This is a genomic window from Algoriphagus sp. oki45 (assembly GCF_036245605.1).
GTDB lineage: Bacteria > Bacteroidota > Bacteroidia > Cytophagales > Cyclobacteriaceae > Algoriphagus.
This window is the reverse complement of sequence record NZ_BTPC01000001.1, coordinates 23799-36671: the sequence shown is the minus strand read 5'-3', so window position 1 is coordinate 36671 and position 12873 is coordinate 23799. Positions and strand designations below refer to the sequence as shown.

At 40.4% G+C, this 12873-nt stretch carries 5 protein-coding genes and 1 CRISPR repeat array; all 5 genes read right to left on the bottom strand.

Features of this window, described 5'->3' with window-relative positions:
• Nucleotides 1-54: 54 nt before the first annotated feature.
• Complete coding sequence (locus AAA942_RS00110; protein ID WP_338218184.1) at nucleotides 55-1674, bottom strand: mechanosensitive ion channel family protein; 1620 nt, start codon at nucleotides 1672-1674, stop codon at nucleotides 55-57.
• A 124-nt stretch (nucleotides 1675-1798) separates the two neighbouring features.
• Nucleotides 1799-5942: direct repeats of the CRISPR family, unit length 46 nt; unit sequence GTTGTGAATTGCTTTCAAAATGGTACTTTCCTGTAGGAATCACAGC.
• A gap of 153 nt (nucleotides 5943-6095) precedes the next feature.
• Nucleotides 6096-6443, bottom strand: a complete 348-nt coding sequence (gene cas2 / locus AAA942_RS00105) for a CRISPR-associated endonuclease Cas2 (protein ID WP_338218183.1) — start codon at nucleotides 6441-6443, stop codon at nucleotides 6096-6098.
• Nucleotides 6433-7365, bottom strand: coding sequence for a type II CRISPR-associated endonuclease Cas1 (gene cas1 / locus AAA942_RS00100; RefSeq protein ID WP_338218182.1), 933 nt, complete (start codon nucleotides 7363-7365; stop codon nucleotides 6433-6435). Before cas1 ends, cas2 begins: the two co-directional genes overlap by 11 nt.
• A 26-nt stretch (nucleotides 7366-7391) precedes the next feature.
• Nucleotides 7392-7970 carry a transposase gene (locus AAA942_RS00095; protein WP_338218181.1) on the bottom strand — a complete coding sequence of 193 codons (579 nt, stop codon included), beginning with the start codon at nucleotides 7968-7970 and terminating at the stop codon, nucleotides 7392-7394.
• 288 nt (nucleotides 7971-8258) lie between these two features.
• Nucleotides 8259-12815 (bottom strand): type II CRISPR RNA-guided endonuclease Cas9, encoded by a 4557-nt coding sequence (gene cas9 / locus AAA942_RS00090; RefSeq protein WP_338218180.1) that lies wholly within the window; start codon nucleotides 12813-12815, stop codon nucleotides 8259-8261.
• Between the last annotated feature and the right edge of the window lie 58 nt (nucleotides 12816-12873).

Sequence of the window (12873 nt, the reverse complement as noted above, 5' to 3'; positions counted from 1 at the left end):
AGACGCCTCATTTTTTAACTGAATTTCCCGAAGCCTCAATGGGCTTCGGGATTTTTATTTTCCTTCTCCCCCAGGAATAGTCGAGGCCGAACCATCTCTGTTAGCCCTGTAGTGAGGAGACATGATCTCTATGCCATTTTTTTGACAGCAATCTTGGATATTTTGATGCAGTTGGGAGTAGATAATAGCTTGCTTACTCGCCTGCTTGGTATATGCATTGAGCTGATAGGAAACATAAAAGTCGTCCAAACTGGTCTGAAGCACATAGGGCTTGGGTTCTTTTTCCACAAATTCCGTAGCCAAAGCTGCCTCGATCAGGGTTTCGTGGATTTTCCTCCAAGGGATATCATACCCCAAAGTGACCGAGGTATATAGGATCAGTCCTTGACCTTCAGCCTGCAAAGTATAATTGGTGGTATTTCCAGTCAAAACTGAAGCGTTGGGAATAGTGATCACCTCATTTTTAATGGTTTTGATCCGGGTGACCAGCAGGGTCTTTTCCATCACATCTCCTTGCACATCCGCAATTTTGATCCGGTCCCCGATCTTGAAGGGCCTCATGTAGGTGATGACTAAGCCGGCAATCAAATTGGTAATCGCTGAGGAGGAACCCAAGGAGAAAATCACTCCGATGAATACACTGACTCCCTTAAAAATAGGAGAATCTGAGCCAGGGAGGTAGGGAAAAATCAGAACCAAGGTAAAGGCCCATAGCAGGAAGCGGGCGATATTGTAAGTAGGCATAGCCCAATCCGGATGAAACCCGGACACCTGAAGTCTTTCTAACTCAATTTCATGGAAGATAAACCGGACAAACTGGATCAGGTATTTCATGAAAATCAGAATCACCAGAATCCTGAACATGTTGGGCAGATAATCCAGAGTAGATTCAAAGACATTCCGGATGGGATGCAAGACCCAGTTCAAAATATCGTCTGACCAATCCTTAGAAAAGGGGAAAATACTGAATAAAATCGGCAGCAACAGGTAGAGGAGAATCAGGATAAAGACCCATCTCATCACTTTGATCGCCCGGATGGCTAAGCTCATTTCTTTCTCCCAAGTCAAAAAAGTATAGCCTTTGTAGTCCAAATCCCTGAATAACTTATTACCTCTGGAGGAAACCCATTTAATCAGGCGTTTGGAGACTTTTTGGATTAAAAAGATAATCAGAACTGCTGCCAAAATAATCAAGAAGACCAAGGCTATCCGTTTGAGCATCACTTCCAATCGGGTCTCATTTTGATAGTTGAGGATATCCTGATTGATTACATCTCTGACTGCCAAGGCCATGCTCTGAATATCGTATTGGTCATCCCTGATATCTCCGGGAGATACGGTTCCGACGATATCATGCCCATAGAGAATATCGTAGGCATTCTCCAGTTCTTCGACTTTAAGAGAGTCGGCTACATATTTTTCGTTTCTGGATAGTTTTTGAATCCGCTCGGTAATTCTTCTTGCCCTTTCCTCTGCAGTTAGCGAACCCAGCCTGGAATACACAGAGAAGAGAGTGTCCTCTAAAGCCCCTAAAACGGGAAAACCGAGAGGCTGCTCCAGCTGGGACTGCGGGGATGGAGAGGCTTCCTGCGCATGGGCCAAAACCGGAGAAAATATCCAAACCCATAGGACAAATAAGGCCCTTGGAAAAGATAGAGTGGGAAATTTTTTCATAGGCTGCTTTAGTCCAAAGGAATTTAGGTGAAAAATCTCGAATTTTTAGGTAGTGGTTTTAAGGGACGAAAAAATTTTAGAAAAAGAAGGAAAAGGGTCGATTTGGGGGATTAGGTAGGAATCGGTTGTGAATTGCTTTCAAAATGGTACTTTCCTGTAGGAATCACAGCTAGTTCCATGATTTATCCTTCTGAAATGCAGTTGTGAATTGCTTTCAAAATGGTACTTTCCTGTAGGAATCACAGCGGAGACTCGGGAAAAGAAAAACTGGTAGTGGTTGTGAATTGCTTTCAAAATGGTACTTTCCTGTAGGAATCACAGCGCATCGGTTTCCGGTGCTTCTTTTACTTCGTTGTGAATTGCTTTCAAAATGGTACTTTCCTGTAGGAATCACAGCACAATTCAAATACCCAATATCAAGACTATCGTTGTGAATTGCTTTCAAAATGGTACTTTCCTGTAGGAATCACAGCACCCACCTTATACAGATGAAGTGGCAGGGTGTTGTGAATTGCTTTCAAAATGGTACTTTCCTGTAGGAATCACAGCCCAATAGGAAAAAAAAGCCCTAGTGGATCGTTGTGAATTGCTTTCAAAATGGTACTTTCCTGTAGGAATCACAGCCATTTTCGGTCCAGTTGCGGGGGTTTAGCCGTTGTGAATTGCTTTCAAAATGGTACTTTCCTGTAGGAATCACAGCGCTATCTTTTCGGCAATCTGTTCAGGCGAGTTGTGAATTGCTTTCAAAATGGTACTTTCCTGTAGGAATCACAGCATATCCGCCTATCCAACGGTCAGGAAGCCGGTTGTGAATTGCTTTCAAAATGGTACTTTCCTGTAGGAATCACAGCCAAGTCATCTAATTGGTCTTCTGTTGCTTTGTTGTGAATTGCTTTCAAAATGGTACTTTCCTGTAGGAATCACAGCCTTGTTTCGTGTAACCGGAACAGCCCGCAAGTTGTGAATTGCTTTCAAAATGGTACTTTCCTGTAGGAATCACAGCGATACGGGTTGTTTTTTATATAAAATCCCTGTTGTGAATTGCTTTCAAAATGGTACTTTCCTGTAGGAATCACAGCCAGGTAGATATTGTGGTGGCCTCCAATCCAGTTGTGAATTGCTTTCAAAATGGTACTTTCCTGTAGGAATCACAGCCCTTAAAATCATCGTTTGCCCCGTATTTTGTTGTGAATTGCTTTCAAAATGGTACTTTCCTGTAGGAATCACAGCAAGGCAATCCTACAGCGGACAAGGTCCTTAGTTGTGAATTGCTTTCAAAATGGTACTTTCCTGTAGGAATCACAGCGACTTACAGGATACTAAAAGCAGTATGCAGTTGTGAATTGCTTTCAAAATGGTACTTTCCTGTAGGAATCACAGCGTTCATCGCAGTTTTTCTATTAATTCATCAGTTGTGAATTGCTTTCAAAATGGTACTTTCCTGTAGGAATCACAGCCGAATATATACTTTTTAAACATATTGAGCAGTTGTGAATTGCTTTCAAAATGGTACTTTCCTGTAGGAATCACAGCTGACGAATTCAACAAAAGTGACTAACTCCTGTTGTGAATTGCTTTCAAAATGGTACTTTCCTGTAGGAATCACAGCATTGCCTGAAGCTCCTGTAGAACCTGATCCGTTGTGAATTGCTTTCAAAATGGTACTTTCCTGTAGGAATCACAGCCGGGCATTCAAAAGGAGCGCCTCAGCCCTTGTTGTGAATTGCTTTCAAAATGGTACTTTCCTGTAGGAATCACAGCTCTTGAAGTTTGAATGCACGTCTAAGGTTGTTGTGAATTGCTTTCAAAATGGTACTTTCCTGTAGGAATCACAGCAATTTCAGGATCATTTACTAGTGGATTCCAGTTGTGAATTGCTTTCAAAATGGTACTTTCCTGTAGGAATCACAGCAACCCTGAACAAATTTAAAATATTCCCGGAGTTGTGAATTGCTTTCAAAATGGTACTTTCCTGTAGGAATCACAGCACCACGGCATTCATGATCGAACAGGGCTTTGTTGTGAATTGCTTTCAAAATGGTACTTTCCTGTAGGAATCACAGCAATGGCTGGACATCATTAGGGCTATTCCATGTTGTGAATTGCTTTCAAAATGGTACTTTCCTGTAGGAATCACAGCCGCCTTTTTGAGGCCAAGGCAAGGCACTGGGTTGTGAATTGCTTTCAAAATGGTACTTTCCTGTAGGAATCACAGCACCCCCCGCTTTCGTGCCAGCATTGACCGAGTTGTGAATTGCTTTCAAAATGGTACTTTCCTGTAGGAATCACAGCTTGGAATTCTGGGACGACTGCCTTGCCCTTGTTGTGAATTGCTTTCAAAATGGTACTTTCCTGTAGGAATCACAGCGCTATTAAAGCACTAAATCGGAGCATATTCGTTGTGAATTGCTTTCAAAATGGTACTTTCCTGTAGGAATCACAGCCCCCCATATATCGTCAAAGCATACGTCCAAGTTGTGAATTGCTTTCAAAATGGTACTTTCCTGTAGGAATCACAGCCTGTATTTCTGGAGCAACCAAGGCACCCAGGTTGTGAATTGCTTTCAAAATGGTACTTTCCTGTAGGAATCACAGCGTTTTTATTTAAGTTGTTCTAATATGTCCTGTTGTGAATTGCTTTCAAAATGGTACTTTCCTGTAGGAATCACAGCTTTTATTGTTTACCGAAACCGCGTCGGTTTGTTGTGAATTGCTTTCAAAATGGTACTTTCCTGTAGGAATCACAGCAGATTTGGTTGTAAAGACGAGCTATCTGATGTTGTGAATTGCTTTCAAAATGGTACTTTCCTGTAGGAATCACAGCTAGCTTGCGTAATAGAGATAAAGATACTGGTTGTGAATTGCTTTCAAAATGGTACTTTCCTGTAGGAATCACAGCTTAACTGCTGATTCTTTTGCTTTTACTGCTGTTGTGAATTGCTTTCAAAATGGTACTTTCCTGTAGGAATCACAGCTTTTGCTCCTCTTCATCGATCCAAATCATAGTTGTGAATTGCTTTCAAAATGGTACTTTCCTGTAGGAATCACAGCCCAGATAGCTTCTTTCCTCTTGCGCCTCCTGTTGTGAATTGCTTTCAAAATGGTACTTTCCTGTAGGAATCACAGCTGGTGTGCCAGTTAATTCCAAGACCATCCAGTTGTGAATTGCTTTCAAAATGGTACTTTCCTGTAGGAATCACAGCTCTCCGATCTTCAGACGTGTGATCTCCCGGGTTGTGAATTGCTTTCAAAATGGTACTTTCCTGTAGGAATCACAGCAATCAGAAAAATAAACAGGGCCGAGGGACTGTTGTGAATTGCTTTCAAAATGGTACTTTCCTGTAGGAATCACAGCTAGGTTTTCTTGGGAAGGCGGGACCAAGGTGTTGTGAATTGCTTTCAAAATGGTACTTTCCTGTAGGAATCACAGCTACGTTAGATTTTCAAATGCAGCAGGTACTGGTTGTGAATTGCTTTCAAAATGGTACTTTCCTGTAGGAATCACAGCGGAAATGTGGAACTATCCACCGACCCTGCAGTTGTGAATTGCTTTCAAAATGGTACTTTCCTGTAGGAATCACAGCTTGAACTAACCCTTGAAAACGAAATCAGAAGTTGTGAATTGCTTTCAAAATGGTACTTTCCTGTAGGAATCACAGCTCTGAACGAATACAGGCAGCGACTGGAGCTGTTGTGAATTGCTTTCAAAATGGTACTTTCCTGTAGGAATCACAGCAAAGCTTTCCATTTTATAGGCTTTCAATCAGTTGTGAATTGCTTTCAAAATGGTACTTTCCTGTAGGAATCACAGCGATTTATGGGTTTGGACAGGATCAGCCTTTGTTGTGAATTGCTTTCAAAATGGTACTTTCCTGTAGGAATCACAGCATAATACAATTTTGAAGAGAGGGGAAAAGGGTTGTGAATTGCTTTCAAAATGGTACTTTCCTGTAGGAATCACAGCGGGCGTATCGAGACATTTTTTTTTTAGGAGGTTGTGAATTGCTTTCAAAATGGTACTTTCCTGTAGGAATCACAGCCATCAAGCCAAGCAGTACCCGCTGGGGTTTGTTGTGAATTGCTTTCAAAATGGTACTTTCCTGTAGGAATCACAGCTTCAAGATATTTGGCAGCCTCGGGAGTGACGTTGTGAATTGCTTTCAAAATGGTACTTTCCTGTAGGAATCACAGCATGACCTTATCTTCTTCCAGGCCTCCAGCTGTTGTGAATTGCTTTCAAAATGGTACTTTCCTGTAGGAATCACAGCATACCCCACCGTAAGTGGCTGGTATGCTGTTTTTTATGTTTGAATTTAGAATTTAAAAAACAGCCTTCCCAAAAGGTAATTTACTTGAATTGGAGAGAAATGACTTTTCCAAAGTTTTAGAACTTTGGAAAAGTTGCCCCTGACCTCAGTATATCAAAACAATTCCAGTTGCTGGGCAGGGGCCTCTTTTTCCACCACCTTTTTCCCATAGAAAATCTCCATCATCCCGAATTGCTTGTCGGTAATCTGCATGATTCCAATTTTCCCTTTCTCCGGTAGCATATTCCTTACCCGCTTGGTATGAACATCAGCATTTTCCCGACTGGCACAGAAGCGCATGTAGATCGAAAACTGAAACATGGCAAAGCCATCGTCCAACAAGTTTTTTCTAAACTTAGTAGCAATCTTCCGCTCCTTGCGGGTTTCGGTAGGCAAATCAAAAAAAACTAAGACCCACAAGCTTCTGTATTGGTTAAGTCTGGAATAAAATTTATCCTCCATATTCTGGATAGATGATCTTTCGGCTGATTCCGGCAAAGCACTCAAAAAGGGAGTTGGTAGTCCGGCTGGCAGCTACCATCAAGGGACTTTTTTGCCCATCAATACGCACATCCAAGGCTGGAATACTTAGCAACTCTTTCTTCATCTCTGTGGTCAATTCCGAAATATCATCTTCCGTATCCACCAAGTGACTGACCACCAAATCCACATAGGGACGGTATGGCTCCATAATATCATCTGCTAGGCAGTATGCATTGTATTTGTTCCTATGCCAAATCCCCAATCCCGGAAACATCCCAGAAGAGACTAAAGCTCGGGCAATCACCGCCCTCAAAATGGCATAACCATAGTTCAACAGGTTATTGGGTGGAATACCGGCTTGCTCCCTATTGAAATCTGGAATATCAAATAAGCTTTGCCAATAAATTGCTGCGGCCTGTGCTTCATGGTTTCCTGAGTCACCCGAACTTACATTTTTTGCCAAGTAGTGTAGCCTTGGAGAATCTTTCCCTTTTTCCTTGAGATGAGCAGCTTGATTTTGAATCTTGGCTGAAACGGTCTGTTGCCAAAGATTTTTCTTCAATGGCTGAGAGGCCTGAATTTGGTAGCGAATCCGTTCGGTTTGCTCAGAATGTCCATGCATGGGAAGAAGAAGGCCCTCAGGAAGATGCTGACTGTTGCAGGTGACTATAGCGACTTTTTTATCAGTCAGCTTGGCAATCAACCCATGGGTAATGGTTACTTGTTGATTTTCCAGGACGATCATCCCTAAATCTTCGATGGGAACGGTCCTATCGGATTTATCTGGCTCAGGAAAAGATATTTGAAGCTGCTCGTTTTTGGTGCTGAGGTAAGCTGGATTTCCGAAAAAAAGGGTTCGTTTGATCATACGGGAGAAGATGATTTGAATTAACTTTTCCAAAGTTTTAGAACTTTGGAAAAGTTGGCTCATTCCACATTTTGATTTATGACAAATTGTTTTTTGGTTTCTGTCAATTTTTTGACATGCTCCCAACTATCGAAAAAGTTCAAATAATAAATTCGATTTAGCTTTGAGGTTTTGTTTTGATTTTCATATCCATGCCAACTCGTCCACTTCCAATCATCAGGTTTTTTTGTAAATCCATGTTTTACCGGATTGAGATGGATATACAAAAAAGTTTCTTGCCATTGATGTTCATCTAAAATGGGTAAACGCTTAAAATTCTTCATAAACAGGCTTCCCCGTCTTTTATAGGCTTTATTGAAAGATTGGGTATAGGCGCTGAAAAAATTAGAAAACTGCTTCGAAACCAACTTTTCCAAAGTTTGGAACTTTGGAAAAGTTCTCCTGAGCGAAGTCTCTTCTTTCACTCCTACCATCAAATGAAAATGATTGGGCATAAGACAATAAGCATAGGTATCTACCACCTTATCCAAATGCTTTGTATAGTGCTCGAGGAAGAAGCGATAATTCTTCTCCTCCCGGAAAATATTCTCCGATCCATTGGCGTGATTGTAGATATGGTAGGATTGGCCGGGTTCCATTTATTTAGCTTTTTTGGTTCCTATTGATTTTGGCAAGTCTGGAGTAAACTTTTCCAAAATTTGGAACTTTGAAAAAGTTTTCCAGAGCTCAAGCATCTCCTTTACTCTAACCAACAAATGAAAATGATTGGGCATAAGACAGTATGCATAGGTATCCAGCACCTTATCCAAATGCTTTGTATAGTGCTCGAGGAAGAAACGATAATTCTTCTCCTCCCGGAAAATATTCTGGGTTCCAATAGCGAGTTTGTAGACTTCGTAAGACTGGCAGGATTCCAAGTTCCATTCTTAATGAACTATGCCTAGACGGTCAATTGAAATCTTTGAACATCTTTCCTTTACCATAATGCTATCGATAGTCTTTTCTGTCTTATTTAAAGCGGAAAACTCAACTTTATTTAGGATTGGAGTTGAGACATCGTGCTTTACAAAAAAACATTGAGTACCAGAGGAGCTGACCATTTTATAAAATCTCCCCACCTGCTCTTTAGAGAGATTATTAAAATCTATACTTGTGAGATTTTCATCAGATTCAGGTACATAAACCAATTCGTTTGGAGAAAGGTGAAACAAGAGTTTTTCACCTTTTTCATTTATAAGTGGCACAGGTCCCTCACCTTGTTTTAGCCTTTCCATCACTACGTTGAAAGGAATAGTTTCATAACTCCTTTTTCCATCTTCATTGACATAAATAGCAAAGAAAAGATTAGTCCCCTTGGCAGCCTCAACATATTTAGCATGTTTATTTCCCTTGAAGCCAACCTGGAATTTATTGCCTTTGGGCTCATAAGTCCGAACCTTATAGATAGGCTGATGAAATTTTCCGCCATTGAGGTCTCGAATGTTTTTGTTCATCTCTTCTATCCCTTCAGGGGTGAAGGCTAAAGTCTCTGCCGGTATGACTTTTCCTTTTTCATCCTGTGCTCCTTCGTATTTTGCCAAATGGGCTAAAAGGATCTTTTGGATTCCTGTATCGGTTATTGATCGAATTTTCTTTTCATTGAATGAAGTATCCAAATTAACTCTGGATGCGGCCAAATCTTCCTCAAAAAAGTAAACCTCAAGCTTTGAAATATCCCTGCCTTCAAACTTATTGTTCCTGTCTTTGAAATATTTAAGCAAGAGCTTTTTATCATAATTCAACTTGGTCAGTTCAGTGATCTTTTTCTTTAAACCTTTATCCAAGATGTTGGCAGGTTTTTCCAAGGCCAATCTTAAACTCACTGATTTAACCACTCTCAATTTGACAAGACCAGAAACAGTATCCTTGTGGATAGCTTTTCTTATCGCCCAAGCATCCCCTTTGGTCTGTCTTGTTAGTGCCTTTACTGGATTCCCATGATTATCTAGCCTTAGATTACCCTCTTCATCCCTGTAGCTGAGATATTTATTGCTTGTCTTGTTGATAACCCGAAGATTTTGCTTGAAACTGACCACAATCTTTTCTAGACTTTCTTTTGCATCTAAAGTGAAGGATTCCCATGGCTTAGTGAAAATCCATTCATAGTTCTCTTGGGAGTGACCATTTTTCTTCTTGATGCAAAGCTTTTGTCTTAGATCAAATCTTCTAGACTGCTTTTCATCTTTTCCCTTGTACTTCTTGCCTAAGGCATGTTCATTGTTTAGGTAATTCACATGATCTCTTGTGGCGCAGGCAATAACCAAAGCATCCATCGCGTGGTGACGGTGGTCAATTCTTTTTTTCTGAAAGCCTTTTGCGTATTCTAAAGGAACAGTTGGCAGAAATTTCTGGTGGTTTTCATTCCATGCCGTAAAAGCTGTGGTTCCTGTCAATTGATTCATCCGTTCAAACCTTGGTAAAATCAATTCATTCCAAACATCATTTAGCCCCCAATCTTGCTTTAGCGCAGTTGTAATTTTTCCATTTCCAGGAATTATGTTTTTAGAATTGAATCCAGAATCATTCTCCTCAGACCTAACAATATTGGACAAGATGGATGTAATGAATTTGCTGATGTACCGGGTATCATTCATCTGCCGTTCCACCATTTGTTCCGGCAATTCATCCAAAAGAAGCTTTCTTTTCTTGGCGGGATTCTTGGAATAATTATCCTGAATAAATGCTTTGTAGGCACTTTCAGAAAAAATCTCAACCTCTTCGCCAAAACCTAATAAAACCCGTTGTCCATGGAAGCTTTTTATAAATTCGAGCCCCAGTCTGTTATCCTTCAATTTGTTGACCGCTGCCTCGCAAATCACTTTGTTGCTGAGACTATCATCAAAGTATCTGGATTGCGGAATGACGTGCTCTATTTCATAAGCAGGAGTAAACAGCTTGTTTAATGGAATAATTTTCCCTGTGTAGGGCGAACGATATTTCTGTTCCAGCCAAAGTTTATAGCGCTTTAGATCAGATGAAGAAGGCTGGGCGGTCTTACTAATTTTTAGGATATCATCAGGAACCTCCACGTTCGATTTTAAAACTCCCTCTTCGTAAATCTTAAGGATTTCTTGCTGCATTGGAGAATAGGGTCTTACATTTTCCACTCCAGGGTCGTGAAGTAGCTCCGCCAAAAGCAACTTAATCCTTAAGTTGGTGTTTTCATTTTCAGAAATCTGAGAGGTCAGTCTAGCCCTTTGCTCAGCAGGATTTTTCATCTCCCTTCCCAACTCGATATGGATTTCATCAAAAAAGCCTTTCTGACCATTTCCATAGGTATCCCAAATATCTTTGACTACTCTCAAGGTTTCCAGAACCACTTGTTCAACAATTGGATTTCTGAGGGAATGCTGTTTGAATTCGTCTATAAATTCTTTGAGAGATGAACTATTTATCCATTTTTCTGAGGGCTTCTTAACATATATAATAAATTCCGCCAACCAAACTGGAAGCCCTTGAAAGTCAATTACATTATTAAAGCCTTTAGCTAGTTCACGTACTTTGTCCTTTACTTCAGGATCGTATTCTCCGGTTAGGATATTCTCTATTCTACGTTTCGAGTTCGAGTCAATCAAATCTTCTTGCCACCATTCTCCGAAACGCATAAGTGTCAATAGCTTTTTTATTGCTTTTAGGGAATAAGAGGCGTATTCGCTTTTGTATGGTGGGATCTTTTTGAAATTCTCCACAAAAGAATTGATCTCAATTTCGTTTTTTCGGGCAAACTTCCTGAGGGCTTTTTCAAACTCGATCTTATCGGTGACTGAGTAAACAAGATGCCAAAGTGATTCCTCAAACTGGTCATTGTAACTTCCCAGATCAAATCCCTCTACCTTTGCTAATCTCTTAAGGAATTCAGCTCGTGTAGTATTTCCGGGGTAGGATTTAGATTCACCTGTTTCAGAGTCATAGACATAATTCCATCTAAACTTGCCGACTTCAGGCTTAAGTTCTTTCCCTTTAAATCCCTCTTGAGACAAAAGGAAAGTCATCAATTTGGCACAATCAATTTCGGATTGAGTCATCAGATATTCCAAAAGCCTCTTTGTCTTTTCTTGGGTATGCAAAAAATCCATGGTCACATCCGAATCATCCGATTTCCGGATAATCCGAAGGTTAGAGATCCATTGAAGTAATCTAAACTCCTGAAACAAGGGATGGGATTTGGGAGCAACCTTGTAAGGAGCCTTAACTTCGACTCCATCCATTTTGTAAGTCTTGAACTCCAAGGGACAGTTTGACACAGTGGATTTTTGGCTTCGCAAGGGCCTTTGGTAAAAAATAATATCATCAACCAAAAGGTGTAGTATATCCTTACTGGCAAGAAAATTCTGATGTGAATGATTGTGTTTATATAATTCTCTGACACAATCCGCCATCAGATCAGCATCATTGAGTTCAGGATGAAATCTTTTTTGGGAAACCAAAATCTGCTTCAGTTCATCTTTATAGAATTTCCGTTCAATAGTTCTGACCAGCTTTCCCTTGATTTTTTGAGTCGGATCAGCCAGAAGGTTTTCAAAAATGAATTGCCCAACGGTTTTGGATGAGTCGAGAATTTCCTTCTCGGTCTTTTTCTTCCTCAAGCCCCAATCATCTTCGCTTGGAGCACGAAAACTTCTTTTCGGATTTCCTTCTTTATCCAGTTTGGGATTTCCTTCTTCATCAATATCAGTAGTGACAATAAAGTCTCTGGTTTTGCCTAACCAATCATCCAGGGGAACTTTGCTTGATCTTCTGTAAATCCAGCCATTTTCCAAGGTTAAGGAATACCAAGTGTCTCCCTTTTTGTTTGGGGTTTCATCCACTTTGATATCTACTACCTTCAACGAATAAAATTCTTCGAGCTTATTAGTCTTTTCCTCTTCCTCCTCACCTCTAAGCTGATAATACCCCCGCTTTTGATTGAAATTCAGAATTATCCAAGCCAATTCTTCCTTTTCGATTTGTTCGGTCAAGGCCTTTTTACGCAAAAAATAGATAGTCCAATCATAGGGTACTTTTTTATCACCCTCGACAAAAAATGGCTTATGAATTTTAAATTCATCCAGCATTTCATTGAAGGATGATTTGAAAAGGAAATCCACCCCATTGTATGCGATTTTTGGTTCTGTTTCTTCCAAAAATTTCCCTAGTCTTTCTTGAAAATCGATCTGATCGGAGTAGTGCTTTGGCAAAAATCCAAGAATATTTAAAACTCGATGTAATCGCTCTCTTCTCAACAAATGACGTTCCCTAAGTCTCCTTACACTTCTCAACCTTGTTCTTTCAGCAGTTTGGGAGACAGAATTCCCTTTGTCAAATTCTCCCAAAACATCCTGTCCCATCGGTATAATTCTGGAGCCCATACCCAAAATCTCCCCTTGCTTGTTTTCGAAATCCTGCTCGATCAGAGCCCAGCCAATTGAGTTAGTCCCCAAATCCAATCCCAAAATCTTTTTCATATTTTTTGAAAAGTTGAAAGTTTAAAATCTATATTAGCACTACTATTTTGAAGCAATT

Excerpts from the sequence above, each read along its gene's own strand:
- cas2 (WP_338218183.1), bottom strand. The coding sequence starts at position 6,443 with ATGGAGGATAAATTTTATTCCAGACTTAACCAATACAGAAGCTTGTGG.
- AAA942_RS00110 (WP_338218184.1), bottom strand. The coding sequence starts at position 1,674 with ATGAAAAAATTTCCCACTCTATCTTTTCCAAGGGCCTTATTTGTCCTA.
- AAA942_RS00095 (WP_338218181.1), bottom strand. The coding sequence starts at position 7,970 with ATGGAACCCGGCCAATCCTACCATATCTACAATCACGCCAATGGATCG.
- cas9 (WP_338218180.1), bottom strand. The coding sequence starts at position 12,815 with ATGAAAAAGATTTTGGGATTGGATTTGGGGACTAACTCAATTGGCTGG.